Raw genomic sequence first — 22,802 nt, forward strand, 5'->3', positions numbered from 1 at the left:
GATTCCGCGCAGGAAGCTGCACGGTCCGGACCTCAAGGTGTGGCCCCTCGCCTTCCCGCATTGGCGAAATCGGCCCATGCGCTGCCGGTCACAGAGGTTTCCAAGCGATTTGGGACGTCCCTGAACCTGGGCCTGACGGAGGCGGAGGCTCGGCAACGGCGGGCGCGGATCGGCCCCAACGAGATCGCTGCAACGAGGCGGGCCGGCAAGCTCACCCTGCTCCTGCACCAGCTCGCAAGCCCCGTCGTCTATCTCCTTGCGGCAGCTGGCGGCCTCTCCTTCTACTTCGGCGATTGGCAGGAGGCGGCTGCGGTCATCGCGGTCCTGGTCGTCAACACGGCCCTCGGCTTCTTCACCGAGTTGAAGGCGGTCCGGTCCGTCGAGGGCTTGCGGGCGCTCGGGACGCATTCGGCGCGCGTCCGTCGCGACGGGCACGCCAGGGTGCTGGCCGCCGAGGATCTCGTCCCGGGCGACATCGTGCTGATCGAGGGCGGTGACGCGGTCCCCGCCGACATTCGGTTGGTCGAGGCGTCGAACCTGGGCGCGGACGAATCCACGCTCACGGGAGAATCCGTACCCGTGGACAAATCGGCGGAGCCGGTTGCCGAGGATGCGCGCCTCGCCGAGCGCGCCTCGATGCTGTTCCGGGGCACCCTGGTAACGCGCGGTAGCGGCACCGGTGTCGTCGTCGCGACCGGCACGAGAACCGAGCTTGGCGGGGTCTCGCGGCTCGTGGAGCAGGCCACACCTGACACTTCACCCCTGGAGCGTCGGCTGGAGCGCCTGTCCCGCCAAATGGTGTGGGTCGTCCTGGCGATCGTGACCATCCTCGCCGGGCTCGGCGTCGCGACCGGCAAGGATTTCCGGCTCATGACCGAGGCCGGCATTGCTCTGGCGGTCGCGGCCATCCCGGAAGGCCTGCCCATCGTCGCGACCCTGGCGCTCGCGCGCGGCATGTGGCGGATGGTGCGGAGGAACGCGCTGATCGAGCGCCTGTCGGCCGTCGAGACACTCGGTGCCACGACCGTCATCCTGACCGACAAGACCGGCACGCTCACCGAGAACCGGATGACGGTGCAGCAGCTGTCGTTGCCCTCCGGCGACCTGGACGGCCCCAGGCCGGGGTCGGAGAATCCGCCCGAGGCCGAACGGCTGCTTCGCGTCGCGCTCCTCTGCAACGACGCATCGCTCGGACCGGGGCCTGACCTCGGCAGCGGCGATCCGATGGAACAGGCGCTGCTGCGGGCGGGCCGGTCCGTCGGGTTAGACCGTGCTGCCCTCCTTCGCGATCAGCCGCTCGTGCGGAAACATGCCTTCGAGGCGGCGACTCGCATGATGGCCACGGTCCACGCGGCCGGGCCGCGCCACATGGTGGCGATCAAGGGCGCACCGGAGGCGGTGCTCGCCGCCTCGCGGCGTGCCAGCGATGGCGCGCGCGACCGTCCGCTCGACGCCGCCGCCCGAGAGCTTTGGCGGCGCCGCGTCGAGGATCTGTGCGCGCGGGGCCTGCGGGTCATAGCTTGTGCCGAGCGGATGGTGGCGGATCCGGGATCCCCGCCCTTCGAGCAGCTTACCTTCCTCGGCCTGGTCGGTTTGGAGGACCCCGCCCGCAAGGACGTGCCAGAGGCGGTTGCGGCCTGCCGCGGCGCAGGCATCCGCGCCGTCATGGTCACCGGCGACCACGCGGTGACCGCCCGAAGCATCGCCCTTGCGGTCGGCCTGGCCGGCCCGGAGCTACGCGTCGCGGAGGGCATCCCCGCTACCGGCCTGGCGGATGGATTGGAGAATGTCGCCGTCTTTGCGCGCGTGAGCCCGGCCGAGAAGCTGGCGCTCGTCCGTGCGTACCAGGAGAGGGGTGAGGTCGTCGCGATGACCGGCGACGGCGTCAATGACGCCCCGGCCTTGAAGCAGGCCGATATCGGCGTCGCGATGGGCCGGCGGGGAACAGATGTGGCGCGCGAGGCCGCGGCCATGATCCTCCTGGACGACGCTTTCCCGACGATCGTCGGCGCGATCCGCGAGGGGCGGGTTATCTTCGACAATATCCGCCGGTTCGTTACCTACCTCCTGGCCTGCAACCTGAGCGAAGTGATGGTCGTCGGGCTCGCCGTCATGTCGACGCTGCCGCTGCCGATCCTGCCGTTGCAGATCCTCTACCTGAACCTCGTCACCGACGTCCTTCCTGCCTTCGCGCTGGCTATGGGAGATGGGCAGGACGACATCCTCCGGCGCCCCCCGCGGAACCCGAAGGAGCCCATCCTTGGACGCGCGCAATGGATGCGGATCGCCCTGCATGCCGGCCTCATGACGGCGACGACCTTCGGAAGCCTAGCCGTTGCCGAATTCTGGCTCACGCTCGACCGCGCGTCGGTCGTCACGGTCACCTTCCTGACGCTCGCCTTCGCGCAGCTCTGGCAGATCTTCAACATGCGGGCCTCCGGATCGAAGCCCTTCCGCAACGAGGTCACGGGCAACGCCTGGGTCTGGGCGGCCCTGCTCGTGTGCACGGCGCTGCTCGTCGGCCCGGCCCACCTTCCTCCGATTGGTGCCGTGCTCGGTCTCGTCCCACTTGATAGGACCAGTTGGGCCCTTGTTCTCTCGGCGAGTCTCGCACCACTCTTGGTGGTCCAACTCGGAACCCTGGTCGCCGCCGCCTTCAGGCCCTCGATATCCGGTGGCTCCACCACGTGAAGTCCGGCGGTTCCGCCGCTCGGACGATGCGAGCATCCCTGCAAGCGTCCAACCTCGGACAGGAGAGCGATGGCCCCGACTGCAGCGGATTGGGACGATCGGGTCGAGCGGCTGACCGGCCGCCTTCCCGTGCGCCTGCGCGATACGGTCACGTGGCTGAGAAAGCCCTCTCGGCGTCCGGTGCGTCTGGCGGCGGCCCTTGCCCTGATCGGGGGCGGCCTGCTCTCGTTCCTGCCGGTTCTCGGCCTCTGGATGCTGCCCCTTGGTCTCGCCCTCCTGAGCGAGGACATCCCGGCGCTGAAGCCGCGGCTTGAAGCGGCGGCTCGCACGATCGAGCGTTTCCTGTCCCGCTTCCGCAAGTCATGACCGGTCCGGGCGCGGGTGACGGAGCGCGCATGTCGAACGGCGCGACGTTGCGCTGGATCAAGGCGGGCCGGCTGCGCTGGTCGAGATTCGGGCGGACGCCAGCCCGGAGCCCTCATGTCCCTTCCGTCCTCCTCTCCCCTCGCCGCTTTCCGCGATATCCTGGTTGCCGTTACCGAGGAGGGCCGTGGCGACGAGCCCGAGACAGGGCTGGCCTATGGCCTCGTGCTCGCCGCCGCGGCGGGCGCTCACCTGACCGTGCAATCCGCCGCCCGCCGGCTGACCATGGTCGGAGGGGCGGGATTGGGATTCGTCAACGGCCTCGTCGCGGATGAGAACCGGCGCCTGCGCAGCCTCGCGCAGGCGCTTGCCGAACGCGTCGCCGGCGACGCCGCGACGGCGGGGGTGATCTGTACGACCGAGGCTCCCGCCCTTGCCTACCCGGATCTGGTCGCTCGGATCACGGCCCGCTCCCGGCTCGCCGACCTGACTGTCCTGGACGCGGAGATGCGGGAGATCGATCTCGATCGCGATCTGATCGACGGGGTCCTGTTCGGGAGCGGTCGCCCGCTCATCGTGGTACCGGCGGGACGCTCCGCATGCCGCGCAGGTCGGATCGTCATCGCCTGGGACGGCAGCGCCCAGGCTGCGCGAGCTGCAAACGACGCGCTGCCGTTCCTGCGCGCGGCCGAGGCGGTCGAGATCGTGTCCGTCGTCGGCGAGAAGGACTGGTCGGCCTCGGTGGCCGGAGCCGAATTCGCCCCGCACCTCGCGCGCCATGGCGTCAACGTGTCGGTGAACGTCCTGCCGGTTGTCGAGGACGTCGCGGAGACGCTCAGGACCCAGGTCGGACTGTTCCGCGCGGACATGCTGGTCATGGGCGCCTACCGGCATTCACGCCTGCAGGAATGGTTTCTCGGCGGCGTAACCCAGTCGCTCCTGACCCGAAGCCCGGTCCCGCTGTTTCTTGCCCATTGACCGATGACGTGGCAGGCGGGCCATCCGGTCCAGGTGCTTCGGCCGTAGCCAGGCTTTGATCTGGATCAGGGGCCTGCGGCCGCCCCTGCCGTAAGCTCCGCGGCATCGCAGGAGATCGTGCATGCTCGACGCGGAGGTGAGAGATCCGGCAGAGCTGTCGGGCACCATGCTCGCCGAGCAGCTGATCCATTTCGCAGGCGCCGATGCAGCCGGCATCCCGCTCGGCGCCCGCGTCTCGACCATCCTGACGAGCCGGGCCGACAGCCCGCAGCTATACGCGGCCACCTGCGCTCTCGCGCAGCTCCTCGCCCATCGCGCCGGGACCCCCTGATGACGCCGACGATCCTCGTGCTGAACGCCGGCTCATCGAGCCTCAAATTCGCCCTCTACGCGGCGGGCACCGAGACGCCCCTGTGCCGAGGCGGCGTCTCGGGCATCGGCGGCGAGGCGAAGATCGACGCCTCCGGAACCCACACATCCTTCCTCGCCGCGCCTCCCGCGATCGCCCATGCCGACCACGAGACGAGCGTGGCCTGGCTGCTCGACGCGTTGGACGATGCGCCCGACCTGACCTTGACGGCCGCCGGGCACCGGGTGGTCCATGGCGGACCGGATTTCGCGGAGCCGGTCCGCGTGGATGACGCGGTGCTGGCCGCGCTCGATCGCCTCACGCCGCTGGCGCCAGCCCACCAGCCGCACAACCTCGCGGCGATCCGGGCGGTGACGCGGGCTTGGCCCAGCCTGCCCCAGGTGGCCTGCTTCGACACAGCGTTCCACCGCACGCAAGCTCGGCTCGCGCAGCTCTTCCCGATCCCGCATGCCCTCGCCGATGCAGGACTCGTCCGCTACGGCTTCCACGGCCTGTCCTACCAGCACATCGCCGAGACCCTGCCGCGGATCGCGGGCGACAGGGCGGACGGCCGGGTGATCGTCGCCCATCTCGGGCACGGCGCCAGCCTCTGCGCCCTGAAGGACCGCCGCAGCGTCGCGACCACGATGGGCTTCACGGCCCTCGACGGGCTGATGATGGGCACGCGCTCCGGCGCGGTCGATCCCGGGCTGGTGCTCCACCTCATCCGCGAGCGCGGCCTGGACCCGGACGCCGTGGCGCACCTCCTGAACGCGGAATCCGGGCTGCTGGGCGTCTCCGGCCTCAGCGACGACGTGCGGGTGCTCCAGGCGAGCGCCGATCCGCGCGCCGCGGAAGCGCTGGCCCTGTTCGCCTACCGGGCGGTGCGCGAGGCCGGATCGCTCATGGCCGCGCTCGGCGGACTCGACGCGCTCGTGTTCACGGCCGGGATCGGCGAGAACGCGCCCGCGGTCCGGGCGGCGATCTGCGCCGGGCTGGCCTGGGCGGGTGTCGCCCTCGACGAGAGTTGCAACGCCGCCGGGCGCGGGCGGATCAGCCGGGCGGAATCCGCGGTCGCCGTCTACGTCGTTCCGGCCGACGAGGAGGCACCGATCGCCCGGGCGGTCAATCGCTTGGTGCCCGGCTTGCCGGAGCCGGTCTGATCGCGGGAGCCGCCATCCCGGTCGCTCCGCGGCGGTTGCAGAGGGACAGGATATCCGCGCGCAGGGCCGGCAGCGGCCGGTCGGCCGCGAGGCGCTGCCATGCGAGCGGACCGCAGCCCCGCGCGACCTGGGCGGCCAGAATGGCGGCGGTGGCGTCCGAGGGGTCGCCCGTGCGCGCCTCGATCCGGCGCGCGAGGGTCGCGGCCGGGGCCTCCAGCCAGACGCCGCAGAACGGCACGCCGCATGTCCGCGCCACCGCCTCGATCGCCGCCCGTTCCGCGGGACGGTCGAACACGGCATCCGCGACCGCAGCATGGCCCGCGGCCAGGACACGGCCCGCCTCCTGCCGCAGGGTCGCGTAGACGCGCTCGGACGCTGCGGCATCGTAGGCGGAGTCCGGCAGGCGCGTGAGGGCGCCGACCCCGTGCAGGCGCTTGCGGATCCGGTCGCTCGACAGGATGCGGGCGCCGGGTGCCGGCCCAATCCAGGGCGCGGCCGCCGCGGCGACGCTCGACTTGCCCGAACCGCTGAAGCCGCCGACCGCCAGCAGGCCCGCATCGGCATCCGCAAGCAGATTGCAGGCGAGGTCGAGATAGGCCCGCGCCTCCGCGGTCCTGGCAGCCGCGTCCTCGGCACCCTCCGCCTGGGCCGCCGTGACGTGGGCGCGGATCACGGCGCGCGTCGCCATCAGGAACGGCAGCAGGCCGATCCCCTCGGTCTCGTCCGCCGCGTCGAGGTAGCGGTTCAACAGGAGGTTGGCGAGGTCGGGGCGGTCGCGGTGCCAGAGATCCATCAGCACGAAGGCGAGGTCGTAGAGCACGTCGATCGTCGCGATGGACTCGCTGAACTCGATGCCGTCGAACGGCGTCGGCCGGCCCTCGAACAGGCAGATGTTGCGCAGCGTCAGATCGCCGTGGCAGCGGCGGACCTTGCCGGCGGCGCGGCGGGCGTCGAGCAGTGGGACGTGCCGCGCCAGGATGGCCCGGAACCGGACCGCGAGGGCTTCCGCGATGTCCGCCGGGACGAGGCCAGTCGCCCGGAGCGCGGCGTCGTTCATCTCCACGAGGGCCGCCATGGCGGCGGCTCCGCCGTGCGCGCGGTGGATCTCCGCCCCGGCATGGAAGGCCGCCAGGGCCTGTGCCAGATCCACGATGTGGCTCGGCCCGAGGCGCCCGTCCCGCGCCATCGCGTCGAACAGGTCGGCTTCCGGAAAGCGGCGCATCTCCACGACGGCGTCCACGAGGTCTCCGACCCCGTCGAAGGTCAGGGCGCCATTCGGTTCGCGGGTGATCCGGCGCGCGCCGCGGTAGAGCGCCGGCGCGGTCCGGCTGTTGAGCGCAACCTCGGCCGTGCAAGCGGCGAGGCGCCGCGCGGGGGTCGAGAAATCGAGATAGGGGAAGCGCACCGCACGCTTCAGCTTGAGCACGCGATCCCCCGCCAGGAAGAGGCGGGAAATGTGGGTGGTTACGGTCTCCACCGGCCCCGCCTCCGCCAGCGCCCGCTTCAGGAACGTCACGACGGCGTTCTGGTCTTCGTACGGCATCGGAGCGATCCCCTGTTGGGTCATGCCAGTCTGGATCGACGCCGCGACATCGGCAGGATGGGACCCCGTCCGGGCGCGGCGCGGCCGCCGAGCGCGAAGGGCTTCACCAGCTCGGCCAGGACCAGATAGGTCACCGTGATCGCCAGGATCGCCAGGAGGACGGGGCCCGGCGGCGGCGTGAAGCCGAACCAGTGTCCCACGGGCGTGAACGGCAGCGCGAGGGCGACCGTGAGGGCGGCGAGCGAGGACACCGCGAGCGCGGCGGTGGGCCGGTCGCGCCAGGGCCGCCCGTTGGTGCGGATGACGAAGATCACGAGGATCTGCGTCGCCATCGATTCCAGGAACCAGGCCGTGCGGAATGTCTCCGGCGCCGCGCCGAAGACGACCAGCAGGAGCGCGAAGGTCAGGAGGTCGAACACGGACGACAGAAGGCCCATCACGGAGGCGAAACGCACGAGGCGTCCCATGTCCCAGATCTGCGGCTGGGCACTGGCCTCCGGCCGCACCCCGTCGAAGGGGATGCCGACCTCGGAGAGGTCGTAGAGCAGGTTGTTCAAGAGGATCTGAGTCGGGAGCATCGGCAGGAACGGCAGGGCCACCGAGGCCGCGGCCATGGACAGCATGTTGCCGAAATTCGAGCTCGCGCCCATGCGGACGTATTTCAGGATGTTGGCGAAGGTCCGGCGCCCCTCCGCCACGCCGTCGGCCACGACCTCCAGATCGGGGGCGAGCAGGATCATGTCGGCCGCCGCCTGGGCGACGCCGGTGGCGCCCTCCACCGACAAGCCGATATCCGCCTGCCGGAGGGCGGGCGCATCGTTGATGCCATCGCCGAGGAACCCCACCACGGCGCCGTCGGCCTTGAGCGCGCGCACCACGCGCACTTTCTGGTCGGGGGTGAGGCGCCCGAACGCATCGACCGCGCGCACGCGCACGGCGAGGGCCTCGTCGCTGAGCGCGGCGACCTCGGCCCCGGACAGGGTGGTCTCGCCCGCGAGGCCGACGAGGCCGGCAAGGCGGTGCACCACGACCGGATCGTCCCCGGACAGGATCTTCACGCGCACGCCCGCCGCCGCGAGGCGGGCGACGGCGGCCGCGGCGGTCGCCTTGGGCGGATCCGCGAAGGCGCAGAAACCTTCCAGGACCAGATCCCTCTCGTCCGTCTCCGCGGCGCCGGTCGAGCCGGTGCGCGAGGCCACCGCGATGCTGCGCAAGCCGTCCCCGGCGAGCGCCCGGACGCGGTCGAGCGCTTCCGCGCGCTCCGCCTCCGTCATCGGCCGTTGGGCGTCGCCCGCACGTCGGCGCACGCAGAGCGGCAGCACCGTCTCCGGCGCGCCCTTCACGATCAGGACCGCACCCTCCGGCCCCTCCGCCCGGACCGAGCCGGAGCGCCGGGCGAAGTCGAAGGCGCGGCGGCCTGTGAGCCGCCAGCCGGCGGCAGCGTCCGGAGCGGCACCGACGAGGGCAGCATCGAGCGAACCGCGGTCGCCGCCGAGATCGGCCGCGATGGCGGCGAGCCGGGCGGCCCGCGGATCGTCGCGGCCGGCCCCGTCGAGGCTCTGGGTCAGGGCGATCTCCGCGGCGGTCAGGGTGCCGGTCTTGTCGGTGCACAGGATCGTCATCGCGCCGAGATCGTGGATGGCCGCGAGCCGCTTCACGATCACCTTGCGCTTGGCCATGCGCAGCGCGCCGCGGGACAGGGTCACGGTGGTGATCATCGGCAGAAGTTCGGGGGTGAGCCCGACCGCCAGGGCCACTGCGAAGAGCAGCGAATCGAGGACGGGACGGCCGAAGGCGACCCGGAAGGCCAGAACCGCGACGACGAGGGCGATCGTCATCCGGGCGACCACCAGACCGAACGCGCGCAGGTCCCGCTGGAACGGCGACGCTTCCGGCTCCGCCCCGAGGGCCGCGGCGGCCGCGCCGAACATCGTGGCCCGGCCCGTGGCGGCGACCAGCGCGACTGCCTCCCCGGTCTGCGCCACCGCACCGCGGAACAAGGCGTTGGAGGCCTCCGCAGCGTTCGCGGCGGCGATGGCGCCAGGCCGCTTCTCCACCGGATAGGGCTCGCCGGTCAGCGCCGCTTCCGCGGCCGTGAAGGCGTTGCTCTCGACGATGAGGGCGTCGGCCGGGACGATGTCGCCGGCCCTGACGCGGATGAGGTCGCCCGGCACGACGTCCTCCACCGGGATCGTCGTATAGACGCCGTCGCGGCGGACCTCCGCCTTGAGGGCGACCGAGCGGCGCAGGGCCTCCGCGGCCCTGAGCGCGTGCCCCTCCTGAACGGTATCGAGTCCGATGGACAGCGCGAGGATGGACGCGATGATCGCGCCGCCAATCCAGTCTCCGGACACGGCCGAGACCAGCGCGGCCACCAGCAGGATCAACGAGAGGGGCTCGAGGATCCGCCGCAGGATCGCCCCGAGACGGGTCGCGACGGCGTCAGGCGCGTCGACATTCGCGCCATATCGGATCAGGCGGTGATCGGCCTCCGCGGTCGAGAGGCCGCTGGTTGCGCAGCCGAGCGTCGCGGCCAGGGCCTCAGGGGTCGCTGTCCAGAAATCCGGGACCTGGGCTGGGATTGGATGCGTACTGGCACGCGCCGGACGAAGCGGCCAACGAAGGCGCTGCGTCCATGACGGCGACGGAGGAAGCTCGGACGGCGCGACGATCATCCGGACCTCGATCCTGAGCCCGCTCCGGGCACCGTTGAATCCATGCCCACCGCGATCTCCGCGGCGTGCCGGCTGGGCGCGCGAAACCGTTCAGACCTCATGGGCCGACGGAGATCCGCTCAGGCGCCAGAGTTCGGAACGCGCCGCGCTGATCGGCGCGGCGCCGACGCTCACAGGCGCCCCCCTCGCCCCCGCGGATTGCTGAAAACCGAGCGCCCAGGGCGCCGCGATCAGGCCGGTGCCGAGCACGAGGCTCCACCCGTTGAGGAGGAGGTCCTCCGGCTGATTGTCGATGGTGCGCATCCTGCGCTCTCTCCACCGGCGCGGCGCGAGCGGCGCCCTTGTCATCCGAACGGTGTTGCAGGGAGGCTCGGTATGCCTTGCGCTAGATCAACCGGGAGCCGGCGCTGCGCGCATCCGGCTCTAGCCCCGGACTGACCGCGTGACAGCCGGGGCGGCCGCGCGCGGACATCCGAGCCTGTGACGTTGCGGGATGGCAGGCTCATGCCGATCGCCATTCCGGCAGGGAGTCGCCGCCGGCCCGTCGGCGGCACACCAGGCTCCAGAGGGGTCGCGCACGAGACTTCCGAAGATCCTCGCCCGCAGGCAGGTGCTGCACAGTGACGCTCGCGCCGTGCCGGGAGGGGCGGCATGCCGCATCCTCGGCGTATCCAGGCCGACCGTCCTCTCCGAAACTCGTCCCGATGAGCTGATCTGCGGTTCGGAGGGGGGGCAGCGCCGCAATCATCGCTCGCTCACGGCTCTGTCCTGGACTTGAGATGGATCAAGGTCGCGCACCCACGGCGGACGCACGGTGGACAGGGTTCATCGTTCTCCGTCGCAGGACCTTCCCATGTCTTATGCCAGCATCATGGTCGCAGTTGACGACGGGCTGCACGCCGCACAGCGGGTGCGGCTCGCCGCGGACGTCGCGCATCGCCTCGGCACGCGGCTCGTCGGCGCCGCCGCATGCCAGCCGGACTATCCTCGGGGATACGGCGAGACGGCCGTGCCCATGGGGACGGCCATCGAGGAGATCCGTCAGGTCGCCCTCGCCACGCTCGGAGATTTCGAGCAGGTGTTCCGCGAGGCTGCGAGCCGATGCGACCGCGTCGAGTGGCGGTCGGACCTTGACCATCCCGTGCGATTCTTGGAGCAGCAGGCGCGGGCCGCAGACCTCGTCGTCGTCGGTCGCTACGCCAAGAACGAGGGCGCGTCCCTCGGCGCGGCGGTCGACCTCGGCGACGCGCTGATGCGGCTGGGCCGTCCGGTGCTGGTCGTTCCGCCCGGCGTCGAGCGCGTCGAGGCGAAACAGGTCGTCATCGGGTGGAAGAACACGCCGCAGACGCGCCGGGCAGTGTCCGACGCGATGCCGCTGCTCAGGCGCGCGGAGGCGGTCCAGGTGGTGCGCGTGACCGAGGACGAGGACCAGGCCGAGATCGAGGACGTTGCCCGGTATCTCGCCCTCCACGATGTGAAGGCGACACCCCGCCGGATCGCGCCCTCGGGCTGGACGGCCGCCGCGGCACTCCAGAGGGCGGCGGTCGAGGCCGATGCGGACCTGATCGTGACCGGCGCCTATGGCTACAGTCGCCTGCGGGAATGGTTCTTCGGCGGGGTGACCCGTGACCTCCTCGCCGAAGCATCGGTCTGCAGCCTGATGAGCCACTGACGGGAGGGATACCGATGGCCAATCCAGGCAACCCCGGCGATCCTGACCAAGGCTTCCCGCTGCCCTCTCCCGCGTGGACGCCGGAGCCGGCGCAGACCCCGCTCCCGGAGCCCATGGGCGTGCCCGCAACCGAGCCGGACGACGTTCCACCCCCGAACGAGCCGCTCGGCATCCCGGGCGGAATGCCGCCGGAGATCGTGCCCTGATCGACGGCGGATCCGGATTGCGCCGGCCGCCGCGCCGTCGGAGACGACCGGGCCGTATCGCACCGCACTCGCCTGCTGGCGCTGTTCCTGCGCGCTGGATTGGAAAAGCCGGTTCGTGAAGGGCAGAGGGGCGGGCGTCCGGACCGGTGTGGCGGAGACGCCGCCGGTCGTGTGGCAGGCGTCGCACGACGCCGTCAGAGCGTCTCCGAGAAGTGGTTCAACGCGTCAAACACCGGGGCTCACGGTCTCTGGCCCGTCCGGCAGACCAGATCTGGGTAGGGCACGCCTGAACCGGCAGCATGATGTTCCCGAGACTCATCCCCGACAAGGGGGTGAAGCGCCCGCGGGCGGCGGTGCAAATGGAGACGGCAGGCTCCAGGCCGGAGAAGCGGCCGCGTGCGGCCGCACGCAGAGCGCATGGTGGGCGCCGTCACGCCTCGCGGATACCGGGCTTCTTGCCGGCCTCGAAGGTGAACTCGACTCCCGCTTCCTCCAGGGCACGGCGCACGGCGAGCAGCGTTTCCGAGCGCGACCGGACCGCCGAATCGGGATCCTCCAGCCGGTTGAGGGTCGAGACCGAGACGTTGGCCAACGCGGCGAGTTCCTCCTTCGACAACCCGGTGATGGCGCGGGCCGCCCGGATCTGGCTCGGGATCAGGGATTCCTCGGCAGGCATCGCCTTCGCGGCCACCTGCGGCATCGCGGCCTCCGGCGGCGGGGTCCCGTAACGGGTCCGTCCCGGCACGTTAAGGCAGACCCCGACCCATTCGCGGACTGAGCCGTCCTTGTTCAGCACCGGCGCGCCGCGCGCGTTGAACCAGCGGTAGATCCCGTCCGCGCACAGGACGCGATAGTCGGTGTTGTAGGGCGCGGTGTGCTCAACCGCCGTGGTCCAAGCCGCGAGCGTGCGGGAGCGGTCCTCCGGATGGACGGCGTCAAGCCAGCCCAGACCCTGCATCTGCGCGTAGGACTGGCCGGTCAGCGCCATCCACTGCGGCATCTCGCTGGGCTCGCCGTTGGCCTTGTTGACCCAGAACACCGAGGCCGTCGCGGCGATCAGCGCGTTCAGACGGTCATGCCGCTGCATGAGGGCGTTCTTGGTCTCATGCTGTGCCGTGACGTCGAACACGACACCCATGCCCTGGTTCGGGCGCCCATCCGCGCCGAGCATGACCTCGGCATGGTGCAGAAGCCAGCGCTGGGTTCGGTCCGGCCGGATGATGCGAAACTCCCGGCTGACCGGCTGACCGGCGCGGAGCACAGCGATCTGGTCACCGTGCGCGGCTTGGTCCTCCGGATGGATCATGTCGAGCCCGAAGCCGAAGGTCATTTCGGAGGCCGGGTCGAGGCCCAGGATCCGGTACAGGCCCGGCGACGCGTCCAGCCGCTCGGAGCGAAGGTCCGCCGACCAGAAGCCGATTTTTCCCGTATCCTCGATCAGCTTCAGATAGTGGCGCGAAGAGAAACCGCGCGGGGCGGCGGCGACCTCCGCCTTCGCCTGCGGACGCATCAGTGCACGTGTCGGCATCGCCTCGCCCCCCGTCGCCAGCGCCGAATGGAGTGGTAGACCGCATGCCATCATCGTGGTGCTGCAAGCGTTAAGGAGACAGAATCTGCACCAATTTGACTGACATTCGACGATCTTTGTCAGTTAAGAGATGCCGATGATGCGGCCAGGACGCGGTGTCAGTGACTGCACGCGATTCGCGCGACGGCCGAGTTCTGGTTTCGGTAACGGCGGGGCCCATGCCTGTGCCGGCGGCGCCGGGGGTGAAACAAAGCATTCCACTTCGATCGAGCTTCGAGGACTGAGCGCCGGAAAGACATGAAATACGATCGAGAAGCCCGCAATTGTGCCCGTCTTTCAACAATCGGCTCGAGATTCCGATAGCCGGGAACGCGCATCCAACCGGGGCGGACCCGGGGAGAACCCGGCATCCGCCGCGCAACCCGGCCGTGCCGCCGGTTAGCGCCTCGCGGCGGGCCCGCGACACGTACCGTCTCACCGCCCAAAGACAGATAACCCGTCTTATCCCAGAAATATGCAGCGGAAATTTAATTCGCAAGCAACGGATGTTTAAATGGCGCGGCGGCAGAGTTTTAAATCAGTGGGGGGAACAATAAATGACGCGCCTTTCCGATCTCAAGATTGTTACCAAGATCACGATACCTCTGCTGCTGGTGGCGGCCGTCGCAGGTTGGCTCGTGTATCGCGCGCATGGCGTGTTCGACGAGCTGAGCGAGAAGACCCAGCACATCGTCGACGTACAATCCGCGCGGCTTGAGAACATCCTCAATGTCCGCATCAACGTGACCGAGGCCACGGTTCAGAACCGCAACATCCTGATCGATGACCGCGCTTCGGAACGAGCCAACTTCAAGTCACGCTATGATGACGCCGTGAAGAAGGCCTACAGCGCGGTCGATAAGTTGATCGCGCTGTCGAACTCGCCCGAACGGCGCGCGATCAACCAGAAGCTGCGCGAGATCGTCGAAGCCTATTTCAGCGTCGTAGACCGCGCGAACGCGGCGATCCTCAACCAGGATGCCGAGGCGGCAAGAAAGATCGTCCTTGTCGAAGGTCTTGCCGCCCGCAACAAGGTGCGCGAGTTCGTCCAGCCGCGCATCGACAACCTGACGGCCGAGCTCGCCAGGGCGAAGAGCGAGGCCCAGGCGAGCGCCGAGCGGGCGACGATTGTCCTCGTCACGGCCGCGGTCGCCGGCTTGCTCGCGGCGTTGGCCGGCGCGTTCGCCATCGTCCATTTCGGCCTCGCACGGCCCTTGAAGAACTTGGTCTCCGTCCTGCAGCGCATGGCCAAGGGTGACATCGACGCCGACATCGCGGAAGCGGCCCGGCGCGACGAGATCGGCCAGGTCGGCAAGGCGGTGGAGGGCATCAAGTCCATGGTCGCCCGGAAGGCCGCCGAGGAAGCACAGACCAAGCGCATCGCCGACGAGGCGGCCGTGGCCGAACGCCGCCGCACCATGGTCGATCTCGCGGACGGCTTCGAGCGCGCCGTCGGCGGCATCGTCGGCATGGTCTCGGCCTCCGCGACGGAGTTGCAAGCCACCGCCGCGACGATGACGGCAACGGCGACCGAGACGGCCACGCAGTCCACGACCGTGGCGGCGGCCGCCGAGCAGGCGGCGTCGAACGTCGGCACCGTCGCGGCGGCTTCGGAAGAACTGGGGAGTTCGGTCCAGGAGATCGGCCGTCAGGTGCAGGGATCGGCCTCCCTCGCGCAGGCCGCGGTCGGAGAGGCTGACCAGACGGCACGGCTCGTCGAGGAACTCACCGCCGCCGTGGCGAAGATCGGCGACGTCGTCGCGATGATCTCGGCCATCGCCGGCCAGACCAACCTGCTGGCGCTGAACGCGACCATCGAGGCGGCGCGGGCCGGCGAGGCCGGCAAGGGATTCGCCGTGGTCGCCGCCGAGGTCAAGGAACTCGCATCCCAGACGGCCCGGGCGACGGACGAGATCGGCGGCCAAATCGGCCGCATCCAGGGCGTGACGGGCCAAGCGGTCTCGGCCATCGGCTCGATCACGGGGCGCATCCGCGAGATCAATACGGTAGCCGCCAGCATCGCCGCCGCCGTCGAGCAGCAGGGCGCGGCGACCCAGGAGATCGTGCGCAACGTCGCGCAGGCGGCCACGGGCACCGCGGAGGTGACGAGCAACATCGCCGGCGTCGCGCAAGCCTCGGAGGACACCGGCGCCGCGGCGACCCAGGTCCTGTCGTCGTCCGGTGAGTTGTCGCGGCACGCCGAGCAACTCTCGGCGGAGATGACCCGCTTCCTCGCCACCGTGCGGGCGGCCTGAGGAGTCCCTGATGAAGAGGAAGGCGGACACCGACGCCATGAGGCTGGCCCGCGCCGTCGGGCGGGCCATGCTGGCGAGCCTCGGCGTCCCGGTCCTCGAAACCGGGACCGGCGTGATCGCGCGGGCTCGTTGCCCGGCCGGCATCCCGTCCAGGGCGGGACGCCCGGAACAGGCCGTGCCGGGTCACCGGCGCGGCGGGCCGCGCCCGGTCGGACAGGCGTGACCGCCATGGCCGACATCATCCCACTCGGCGCCGTTCCGGGCGCGGCGGATGCCCGTTCGATGCTGCTCAACCTGCGGCAGCGCCTCGACGCAGGCGAGGATATCGGCCCCCGGGTCGCGCAGATCCGTCAGAGCGCGGCGGCGATGCGGGCGTTGGCCGGCGGCCTCAGGCGCGTGCTGGAAACGCCGGACGAAAGGCTGGCTGCCGAACCCGAGGTCCTGTCCGCGGCCGAGAAGATCCTCACTCTGGCGGAGCGCAACGTCGCGAAGGTCGAGGAGTTTCTTCGGCTCGCCGAGGACCGGAAGCTCTAGCCAGGGGGCTCGCACGGCCATCTTCCGTCACCTAATTCTACTTGCTGCGTTCGAGGTTTCCGGCTCAGGACGTTTGCGCTGGCCGGGCTGTTCTGGCTCTCGGATGAGGCCTGGGCGCGGATGGCGGCCTGGAGGGCATCAAGACACGCATCGAGCGGCAGCAGGGTGTGTCGGCGGAAAGCGATCGCGCGACCCTGCACGCAGGTGTGAGGTCTGCACCCTCAGACCCCGGGATCAAACCGATCGGCCAAAGTCGATGCTGAAAGGGATCCGCACCGATGCAGGTAGCGGCTCCTGGATCGGCGATCCCGGGCAAGAGCCCTACGACCCCTCCGTCAGAGCCTCCCTGGCGATGCGGGAGACCAAGATATACCGCTTGGCCTGCCGAAGGATGCTGCGCACGGCGGCCCCGACATTGACTGTGCGGAGCTCTCGCCTCCGGCTGCCGTCATGCGCCGCCCGCTATGACAGGGCGCGGAACCGCTGCGCGTTCGCGATCGCGAGCACCCGCCGCTCAGCAGAGCCGAACCGCTTGGATCTGTTGGCTTGATCGCAAGCGGGCATGCCGGCGTTCTCGCGTTGCCGACCGGCTCGAGCGAGCGCGTTGGTCCTAGCCGCCGCCCTGGGCCGCGTTACCGCCGCCAGCACTGCCATTCGGCACCGCCCGCTCGGGGTGACTGGCATTGCCGCCGGCCGCCGAGTTCGTGGTGATGGTTTCAGCCCCGGTGGCGCCCGGTGCGATGATCACGTCACGAACGCTGCCTGTCGTGTTGGGCTGGCCTTGGATGATGGTGCCGGTGGTGCCCGGAGCCTCGCCGTCCGGCCCGAGCATGGCCGGCGACTGAGCGGACGCGCTGCCCATGAGCGACAGAGGTATCAGTGCGACAAATGCCGTTGTTAGATAGCGCATGTTAGCCTTCTTGATCTGGAAAATACGCACCCGAAACGGTTGCGATAGCGATCGCGCCCGAAAACGATCTGACGGATATAATGGGACAACCCGTCTTGGCCTCATGAGTTCTGTACGAAACCGAACTTCTGCGGCCAGAATATCGAGCTGACCGGCCGCATCATTGCAGCGGCCGAGATCCCGGCCTCAGTCCAACACGGTGGGCGACCGAACCCGCAGGACCATGGGAGCCGAATGGCACGGTCCCGCGGAGGCCGATCGTCCTGCCGACCCGTCTCGGCTGCGGATTTCCAAGCTTCCCGCTACCCCCTCCGAACCCGGCCGCACGTCGTGCCGCTTCCAACGGAGGCCAGGGCGATGAGCTTCATCTTTGTTCTATGTGTTGCACTTGTACTTTAGCGTTTTTATCCTGTTCAATGGTATTTTTACTCACAAAAGTCTGGCGGGACGGTGAGGCGCGGCCGAAATAGGACACTCGTTCAAATATGTTCTGCCATAACCATCAGAACAATTTTGGATTTCTCATGAACATTCTTTCTGTAGCCGCAGGCGCCGCTCTCATTCTTGGCATGGGGTCGGTCTCCGCATTTGCGCAAAGCGTGGACGGCCCGCTGACGTTGCGCCCTATCTTCAGGGCCGTGTGAGCGAAGGCGATGTGCGCCGTGCCGTGGAGACCGCCCAGTTCCGAGAACTCGGTTCCCGACCCGGTTCGACGGCGGGCTCCCTCCCGGCGCCCGGGACCATGGAAGGCGTGTCGCCGGATGCCGAACTGACGGAGGGTCCCGGTCACCACCGGCTCGATCAGCCCAGGCGTGGCTCACCGGGCGCGGAGGAATACCGGCCCCGCCGCCCGCAGCGAAACGCTGCAGGGTGAGTGACGTCGCAGCGGGGGCGCCAAGCAATCGACGGGTCGCGAGCCTCGCCGGCTCTGCGTGGAAATGGTGTGTCGGGCTTCTACCGCGGAGGGGAACGGCTGCCGCGCTTCGGGTCACCGATGTCCCCGGCCTCCTCACCTATGCCCTGTGCCAGATCCGGAACGTCCAGCAACTCGCTGTAAATTTGCCGGTGCGTGATCCGTCCCTCCAGAATCACGACAATCGTGGCGGCGATGACAAGAAAAAAGCCCAGCAACGCGAAACCGGCACTGGCAAATTTCAAGACCGGGATCCCCGGCAGGGCAAGTGCCATCTCGCCTGCAATCAGTGTCAATATCAATAAGATGGCGGATATGAGCCCGAGGATATTTGCTCGACCCATCAATTCGCAACGTTGCTTGTAGCAAATGATTTGATCTCTCATGTTCGCCTTGCGGCTTCCGGACAATTCGGAAGTCCGGTATCTGTCGATCAGGTCGCGATAGCGATCGATGGCAGAATCGTAGCGGGCCTGCAGAAAGCCCATGAAGATCCATGCGGCAAAAATAATCGAGGCCGCTGGCCCGATCACCTTCAGGATATTGGCAAGATCTAAATCCATAGTGCCCCAAACGCTGTCATCGCGTAGGGTCAACCCGCCTTCGGCCGGGTATATCCCATGTCAAACCATGAACAGGCGGCCGGCATCGGTGCGTGCCCTCCAACCTGGCGCGGATAAGGACGGCGGATTGCTCGACCTTCGTCAGCCGCGCGACCGCGCCATCGCGGATGGCGACCGATCCGGCGTGCCGGGGCGCCCGTCCGTCATCATTCAGGGCTTCGCCTAACGGTCCGGGACTGAGGCGGACCCGCGGATATCGGCCCGCTCCCGCGTGGCGCGCGGGAGAATGCGGCACCGCGCGGACATGACGTTTTCCAGCCGCAACAATCCTCCCGGTGACGAGAGAGCCGGACCGTACCGGGGCCTGAGAGCGGCGTTATCGACGCTCCGAGGCATGGCGAAGATCAGTGCGAAGATCGCCCACCAGGACGACCGCGCGCCCTGGATCGCGCGGATGGGCGGGGCGTATGTCGGCTCAAGCGGAGCCCGTTCCGGCGTCGAGCCGGGCGGTCTGAGGCTGTGTCGGAAACCCGTCTCGGGGCATCCCGGCCTCTGATAGCCCGCCACCCTGGCCGTCAGTCACCGCGAATGCACTCAGCAACAGGCGGCCCCAGGGCAAGCGCCGCTTTACCAGCCGTGCGCCGGACATTTGCAATCAGTTTGCGCGTGGCCTCCGGCACATCCGAGCGTGCCGCTTCTTCTTCGAGCGCGATAAGTCTCTGGAAGAGGGCTTCCTCCTGCCTCAATCCGGGCAGGCATGGAGGATCGCTGAGAAGCCTCAACAGCTCGGAGATATGCGGGCTGTCAGTCCACGGGTACGCTTCCATAACTGGAGGCTCCGCTGCCAATAGCCCCCCCGAGCGAACCGAGCGTGGGGGAAATAGGCCGCGCTAGAGGATCTGTTTCGTAGACCCACGAGTCGGTGGCCTGTTCCCCGAAACCGAGAGCCCTCATCCGCACCCCGTTCAGCGACACGTCCCTGAACAGGGTGACGGACGCCGTCGACGCACGCGCAAAGCCCGCGCCGATCCAGAATGGCGCAAGGGTGCCCGCGCACCGGGGTCACCAGCCATCACGGTAGAACTCATCAACACGATCAAGGCTCTTCTTGATCTCGCGCGCGCTGCTGCGCCTTCCCGTTCCGAGGTCTGTCAGAGACACGTCGCGGTAGCCCTTTCGAAGATATTCGCGCGCTTCTTCCAAGGCAGACCTTGTGGTTTCGTGTTGTGTGGTGATTTCACCCGCTCTGATTGCGTATGAAACTGTAAAACGTGCCAAAACATTATTCCTGATCGACCCAAGGCAAAAGGCCCGCTGCGGCGTGGGACCGGGCGGGCATAGGTGTCTTCTGTGATGGGGATATCCGGTAGACACGCGAGCGGCGGATCGGTTCCGGCCGCGATGGGAAAGTCGGTCCCGTGGGCGGCCTGCGTGTCGAGAACACCGGCTCGGTGCGCGTCGCCGTGCAGCCGCCGGGTCCAGACACGCACAGCCGCACCCCGGCGGCCGGCAATCACGTCAAGAATGTCGTGCTTCGGAGGGGACGGATGATCGCCGGCGCGGAGGGAGGGTAAAGCGTTTCTGGCAGGCCCGACACACACGCATCATTTCACCGAAGATAACAGGATTCGCAGACAGGCCCTTGGGTCAATCTTGCACGAAAATTGTTTTCATGCTCTGAAATGCGATAAATCAACCTGTTCCAGGGCGACAGGACCGTGGACAGGTCCCGGGAGCACGTGCATCAGGGCAGAATGCAGGAGCTGTCGACGATCAGCGTGCATGCATTCAGGGCTCGGGCTCACCGCAGCGCCTTTCGTCGGAACGCGCGCAGATTGGTCCGGGCCAGCACCAGATCGGCCGTCCTGCTGAGTGCCCTCGTTCTCGGCGCCACCGGTGCGATTGTTCCGTCGCGGCCCGAACCCGAGATGGTCTCGTCAGGCCTTGCCAATTCCGGTCCGGCGTCACGGGCTCCGAGCATGGTGACGCTCATGGCTCTCGAAGGCGCGACGGCCAATCTCATCCGGAACAACCTGAGAGCCACGCGCGAGCCAGAAGGGCTTCCTCCGCTTCTCGGCACGCTCCAGGACACTTGGCTGAAGACCTTCTACGGTGACAAGCAGAGGTTGCGGGATTTCATCGCGCACACAGCCGAGGCCCGCGGCCTGCCGATCGACTTCTTTCTGCGTCTCCTCCAGCAGGAGAGTGGACTCGATCACCGCGCCGTCAGCCGTACGGGCGCACAGGGCGTCGCGCAGTTCATGCCGGCAACCGCGACGGAACGCGGCTTGGTCGATCCCTTCGATCCGTTTGAGGCCATACCGAAGGCCGCAGAGTATCTGTGCGAACAGCGGGCCGTCTTCGGTAGCTTGGGCTTGGCAGCCGCCGCCTACAACGCGGGCCCGCAGCGCGTGCGGAACTGGCTCGCGGGGCGCTCAGCGCTGCCGCAGGAGACCAGAGCCTACGTCGCGAAAATCACCGGTCGGTCCGCGGACGACTGGCGACAAGGCGGCGACAGGTTCGCCGTCGCCGAGCCCGGCGCCCGGAACGACTGGTAAGTGCGCGCGCCGACTCGCGGCCTCGGCCACCAGCAACCGCGTCGGCAACGTCCGACGGAACCGCGGGCGGCGGAGGGCGAAGGCGGAATGAACCTCCGCCTCCGGCAACCGCGTCGAGCAGCGAGGCTTATGTCGGCGCCGCAACCGGTGTTGCGAGGGGCTTCCCCTTCTGCACCGTGAAGGTGACGAACAGCTTGGTCGCCTGCGCACCATTCTTGAGCGCGTGCGGGGTTTCTGGCGCGGTCACCCAGGAGGAGCCGGGCTTCAACATCTGCGTCGCCCTGTCCTTGACCTGCAGCTCGCTCATGCCTTCCAGTGCGTAGCCCGCCTCGGTGCCGGGATGGGTGTGCCAATCGATGACGACGTTCGGCTCGACATCGACGATCACTTGAACGGTCTCGTAGCCTGGGACCGGGCCGTCGATCCGTGAGGTGATCGTCCGCTTGATGCCGCTCGGCGTCTGTGCCGCCGCGTCATCTGCCACCAAGCCAATCGCCGCGCAGATCGCGCAGCCGGTGAAGATTCTCCTGCTTAACATGCACTCCCTCCGCTCGCGCGCCGGAGATAGAAGCCATCCGCGCACCGCAAGTCGCAGCCAATGACGACCGCTTCAGCGGCTCTGGCAAATCTGTTTGCGGACGCATCTTGCTCCGGCTCCGCGCCAGCCGGAAGGGGAAAAGACTGTCATCGTGACAGAGCGGCGCAGCAATTTACTGAGCCACCCGAGATCCAGGGCCCGACATCGGCCCGCGGCAACCTCTTCCGCGCCCCTCATGCAGGACCGCGGACGGAAGAGGGGGAAGGCGAGGCAAACGGGAACGGTGTGAGACGCTGTCGGGTTTACCCAAGCCAGCGCCGCATGCCCGCGGATGTGGCCAGGAGAAAGCGTTTGCTCAAGGTACCGACACTGACGGCTGGGCTGTTCGCAGCCAGCATGTTTCTCGCACCTGTCCAGGCATCCGCGGCTCAGATCGGCATCGGGGCCGTTCCTGAGGCCGCGACTGCCGTGCAAGAGATCCAGTATGGCTACGGCGGACCGCGCTTCGGGCCGCGCTACGGTTACGGTCACCGCGGCTATGGTGGCCCCCGCTTCCGTGGTCGCGGCTACGGCTATGGGCGCGGCTACGGTCATGGCTATGGCCGCGGTTATGGATATGGGCGCCGCGGCGGCTTCTGACTGCTTCCCCAGCCAAGCTGATCCGAGCAAGCCCGCCCGGTCCGCCGGCGCGGGCTTCTCTGTGACGTGCTGGGCGCTATCGTCCCCGCAGGAAGAAGAACCAGATCAGGATCAGGACGGGGATCGGCACCCCTAAGAGCCACAGCAGGCTACCAGTCAGCATGTCTTACTCCATGAGCTGACCGGGCAACCCCGTGGCTCGCGAGCCTGTTCCTGGGCCCGATCCCTCCGCCATCGGGATCTCATCGGCCGCCTGGTGCAGAACGACCTGCGGCCAATGGCAGAGGCGGAGTCGATCAGCCTCCGCCGCCGCCACTTCCGCCCGTCCCGGGACCGCCGAGATTGCCGTCCTTGTTCGGCGTATTCCAATGGATGATGCCGTCATCCGCAGGCCGCAGCGTCGTGGTCGGCAGACGGGGGTAACCGAACGGTGGGGCTTCGGTCTTTGCACGCGGCGCCGCCCTATGAGCCCGACCGCGCTGAGCCTCGGCAGGAAGGCTCACCGATCCCGCGAGCACCGCTATGAGCCACCTGACCGTCGCGCGTCTCATCATCGTCCCACGTCGCGCAGTGTGCGTCCTCCGTCAGGGTAGCTCGCGGCGCTTCCGTATCAATGGCTTGCGTTAAGGAGCGGCCGCCTCTGTGAGGCTCTGGCCGGTCGGACAGACCTGCCGCTGCCGACCGC

General features: G+C 68.7%; 21 protein-coding genes. 12 read left to right on the forward strand and 9 right to left on the reverse strand.

Going from position 1 to position 22,802, the window contains the following annotated elements; genetic code table 11:
* The first annotated feature begins 39 nt into the window (after positions 1 to 39).
* From CIW48_RS24565 to CIW48_RS24585, 5 genes are all read left to right on the forward strand, one after another.
* Entirely contained in the window at positions 40 to 2,691 is a 2,652-nt protein-coding gene (locus CIW48_RS24565) for an HAD-IC family P-type ATPase (RefSeq protein WP_246695406.1), read from the forward strand.
* A 69-nt stretch (positions 2,692 to 2,760) separates the two neighbouring features.
* A complete protein-coding gene (locus CIW48_RS24570) occupies positions 2,761 to 3,057 on the forward strand; it encodes a hypothetical protein (protein ID WP_149313093.1) in 297 nt (98 codons plus the stop codon).
* Positions 3,058 to 3,171: 114 nt separating this feature from the next.
* Complete coding sequence (locus CIW48_RS24575) at positions 3,172 to 4,032, forward strand: universal stress protein (RefSeq protein WP_149313094.1); 861 nt, start codon at positions 3,172 to 3,174, stop codon at positions 4,030 to 4,032.
* Between the two features lie 121 nt (positions 4,033 to 4,153).
* A complete protein-coding gene (locus tag CIW48_RS24580) occupies positions 4,154 to 4,363 on the forward strand; it encodes a hypothetical protein (protein ID WP_149313095.1) in 210 nt (69 codons plus the stop codon).
* Positions 4,363 to 5,544, forward strand: coding sequence for an acetate/propionate family kinase (locus CIW48_RS24585; protein ID WP_149313096.1), 1,182 nt, complete (start codon positions 4,363 to 4,365; stop codon positions 5,542 to 5,544). Before CIW48_RS24580 ends, CIW48_RS24585 begins: the two co-directional genes overlap by 1 nt.
* Here CIW48_RS24585 and CIW48_RS24590 read toward each other — a convergent pair.
* From CIW48_RS24590 to CIW48_RS24600, 3 genes are all read right to left on the reverse strand, one after another.
* Positions 5,507 to 7,087, reverse strand: coding sequence for an AAA family ATPase (locus CIW48_RS24590; protein ID WP_149313097.1), 1,581 nt, complete (start codon positions 7,085 to 7,087; stop codon positions 5,507 to 5,509). The genes CIW48_RS24585 and CIW48_RS24590 overlap by 38 nt on opposite strands.
* A gap of 20 nt (positions 7,088 to 7,107) precedes the next feature.
* Entirely contained in the window at positions 7,108 to 9,762 is a 2,655-nt protein-coding gene (gene mgtA, locus CIW48_RS24595) for a magnesium-translocating P-type ATPase (RefSeq protein WP_149313098.1), read from the reverse strand.
* A 90-nt stretch (positions 9,763 to 9,852) separates the two neighbouring features.
* Positions 9,853 to 10,065 carry a hypothetical protein gene (locus CIW48_RS24600; protein ID WP_149313099.1) on the reverse strand — a complete coding sequence of 71 codons (213 nt, stop codon included), beginning with the start codon at positions 10,063 to 10,065 and terminating at the stop codon, positions 9,853 to 9,855.
* A gap of 550 nt (positions 10,066 to 10,615) precedes the next feature.
* Here CIW48_RS24600 and CIW48_RS24605 point away from each other — a divergent pair.
* Positions 10,616 to 11,434 (forward strand): universal stress protein, encoded by an 819-nt coding sequence (locus tag CIW48_RS24605; RefSeq protein ID WP_149313100.1) that lies wholly within the window; start codon positions 10,616 to 10,618, stop codon positions 11,432 to 11,434.
* A 14-nt stretch (positions 11,435 to 11,448) separates the two neighbouring features.
* Positions 11,449 to 11,640: a hypothetical protein gene (locus CIW48_RS24610; RefSeq protein ID WP_091788366.1), complete on the forward strand. Its 192-nt coding sequence runs from the start codon at positions 11,449 to 11,451 to the stop codon at positions 11,638 to 11,640.
* 430 nt (positions 11,641 to 12,070) lie between these two features.
* On the opposite strand, the gene CIW48_RS24615 is transcribed toward CIW48_RS24610, so the two are convergent.
* The gene (locus tag CIW48_RS24615; protein WP_246695407.1) at positions 12,071 to 13,168 is read right to left on the reverse strand and encodes a PAS domain-containing protein; all 1,098 of its coding nucleotides are present in this window, start codon (positions 13,166 to 13,168) and stop codon (positions 12,071 to 12,073) included.
* A 596-nt stretch (positions 13,169 to 13,764) separates the two neighbouring features.
* Here CIW48_RS24615 and CIW48_RS24620 point away from each other — a divergent pair.
* Genes CIW48_RS24620 through CIW48_RS24630 form a run of 3 tightly spaced genes read left to right on the forward strand, consistent with a single transcriptional unit; the run spans position 13,765 to position 15,996 of the window.
* On the forward strand, positions 13,765 to 15,462 hold the full coding sequence (locus CIW48_RS24620) for a methyl-accepting chemotaxis protein (RefSeq protein WP_149313101.1): 1,698 nt from the start codon (positions 13,765 to 13,767) through the stop codon (positions 15,460 to 15,462).
* Positions 15,463 to 15,472: 10 nt separating this feature from the next.
* Complete coding sequence (locus CIW48_RS24625; RefSeq protein WP_149313102.1) at positions 15,473 to 15,685, forward strand: propionyl-CoA synthetase; 213 nt, start codon at positions 15,473 to 15,475, stop codon at positions 15,683 to 15,685.
* A 5-nt stretch (positions 15,686 to 15,690) separates the two neighbouring features.
* On the forward strand, positions 15,691 to 15,996 hold the full coding sequence (locus CIW48_RS24630; protein WP_149313103.1) for a hypothetical protein: 306 nt from the start codon (positions 15,691 to 15,693) through the stop codon (positions 15,994 to 15,996).
* 610 nt (positions 15,997 to 16,606) lie between these two features.
* Here CIW48_RS24630 and CIW48_RS24640 read toward each other — a convergent pair.
* From CIW48_RS24640 to CIW48_RS24655, 4 genes are all read right to left on the reverse strand, one after another.
* Complete coding sequence (locus CIW48_RS24640; protein WP_149313138.1) at positions 16,607 to 16,906, reverse strand: hypothetical protein; 300 nt, start codon at positions 16,904 to 16,906, stop codon at positions 16,607 to 16,609.
* A gap of 954 nt (positions 16,907 to 17,860) precedes the next feature.
* A complete protein-coding gene (locus CIW48_RS24645) occupies positions 17,861 to 18,415 on the reverse strand; it encodes a DUF2721 domain-containing protein (RefSeq protein ID WP_149313104.1) in 555 nt (184 codons plus the stop codon).
* A 542-nt stretch (positions 18,416 to 18,957) separates the two neighbouring features.
* Positions 18,958 to 19,209: a hypothetical protein gene (locus tag CIW48_RS24650; RefSeq protein ID WP_149313105.1), complete on the reverse strand. Its 252-nt coding sequence runs from the start codon at positions 19,207 to 19,209 to the stop codon at positions 18,958 to 18,960.
* 235 nt (positions 19,210 to 19,444) lie between these two features.
* Entirely contained in the window at positions 19,445 to 19,660 is a 216-nt protein-coding gene (locus CIW48_RS24655; RefSeq protein WP_149313106.1) for a hypothetical protein, read from the reverse strand.
* Between the two features lie 701 nt (positions 19,661 to 20,361).
* Between CIW48_RS24655 and CIW48_RS24660 the strand changes: the two genes are divergently transcribed.
* On the forward strand, positions 20,362 to 20,940 hold the full coding sequence (locus CIW48_RS24660; RefSeq protein WP_173009388.1) for a transglycosylase SLT domain-containing protein: 579 nt from the start codon (positions 20,362 to 20,364) through the stop codon (positions 20,938 to 20,940).
* A gap of 127 nt (positions 20,941 to 21,067) precedes the next feature.
* On the opposite strand, the gene CIW48_RS24665 is transcribed toward CIW48_RS24660, so the two are convergent.
* Positions 21,068 to 21,478, reverse strand: a complete 411-nt coding sequence (locus CIW48_RS24665) for a cupin domain-containing protein (RefSeq protein WP_149313108.1) — start codon at positions 21,476 to 21,478, stop codon at positions 21,068 to 21,070.
* A 351-nt stretch (positions 21,479 to 21,829) separates the two neighbouring features.
* On the opposite strand from CIW48_RS24665, the gene CIW48_RS24670 reads away from it, so the two are divergent.
* Complete coding sequence (locus CIW48_RS24670; protein ID WP_149313109.1) at positions 21,830 to 22,117, forward strand: hypothetical protein; 288 nt, start codon at positions 21,830 to 21,832, stop codon at positions 22,115 to 22,117.
* The last annotated feature ends 685 nt before the right edge of the window (positions 22,118 to 22,802 follow it).

It is taken from the genome of Methylobacterium sp. P1-11 (assembly GCF_008329595.1).
Classification (GTDB): Bacteria; Pseudomonadota; Alphaproteobacteria; order Rhizobiales; family Beijerinckiaceae; genus Methylobacterium.

Bases quoted from the DNA above. Each gene is read 5' to 3' on its own strand.
- CIW48_RS24570 (WP_149313093.1), top strand. From the start codon at position 2,761: ATGGCCCCGACTGCAGCGGATTGGGACGATCGGGTCGAGCGGCTGACC.
- CIW48_RS24575 (WP_149313094.1), top strand. From the start codon at position 3,172: ATGTCCCTTCCGTCCTCCTCTCCCCTCGCCGCTTTCCGCGATATCCTG.
- CIW48_RS24580 (WP_149313095.1), top strand. From the start codon at position 4,154: ATGCTCGACGCGGAGGTGAGAGATCCGGCAGAGCTGTCGGGCACCATG.
- CIW48_RS24585 (WP_149313096.1), top strand. From the start codon at position 4,363: ATGACGCCGACGATCCTCGTGCTGAACGCCGGCTCATCGAGCCTCAAA.
- CIW48_RS24590 (WP_149313097.1), bottom strand. From the start codon at position 7,087: ATGCCGTACGAAGACCAGAACGCCGTCGTGACGTTCCTGAAGCGGGCG.
- mgtA (WP_149313098.1), bottom strand. From the start codon at position 9,762: ATGATCGTCGCGCCGTCCGAGCTTCCTCCGTCGCCGTCATGGACGCAG.
- CIW48_RS24600 (WP_149313099.1), bottom strand. From the start codon at position 10,065: ATGCGCACCATCGACAATCAGCCGGAGGACCTCCTCCTCAACGGGTGG.
- CIW48_RS24605 (WP_149313100.1), top strand. From the start codon at position 10,616: ATGTCTTATGCCAGCATCATGGTCGCAGTTGACGACGGGCTGCACGCC.
- CIW48_RS24610 (WP_091788366.1), top strand. From the start codon at position 11,449: ATGGCCAATCCAGGCAACCCCGGCGATCCTGACCAAGGCTTCCCGCTG.
- CIW48_RS24615 (WP_246695407.1), bottom strand. From the start codon at position 13,168: ATGCCGACACGTGCACTGATGCGTCCGCAGGCGAAGGCGGAGGTCGCC.
- CIW48_RS24620 (WP_149313101.1), top strand. From the start codon at position 13,765: ATGACGCGCCTTTCCGATCTCAAGATTGTTACCAAGATCACGATACCT.
- CIW48_RS24625 (WP_149313102.1), top strand. From the start codon at position 15,473: ATGAAGAGGAAGGCGGACACCGACGCCATGAGGCTGGCCCGCGCCGTC.
- CIW48_RS24630 (WP_149313103.1), top strand. From the start codon at position 15,691: ATGGCCGACATCATCCCACTCGGCGCCGTTCCGGGCGCGGCGGATGCC.
- CIW48_RS24640 (WP_149313138.1), bottom strand. From the start codon at position 16,906: ATGCGCTATCTAACAACGGCATTTGTCGCACTGATACCTCTGTCGCTC.
- CIW48_RS24650 (WP_149313105.1), bottom strand. From the start codon at position 19,209: ATGGAAGCGTACCCGTGGACTGACAGCCCGCATATCTCCGAGCTGTTG.
- CIW48_RS24660 (WP_173009388.1), top strand. From the start codon at position 20,362: ATGGTGACGCTCATGGCTCTCGAAGGCGCGACGGCCAATCTCATCCGG.
- CIW48_RS24665 (WP_149313108.1), bottom strand. From the start codon at position 21,478: ATGTTAAGCAGGAGAATCTTCACCGGCTGCGCGATCTGCGCGGCGATT.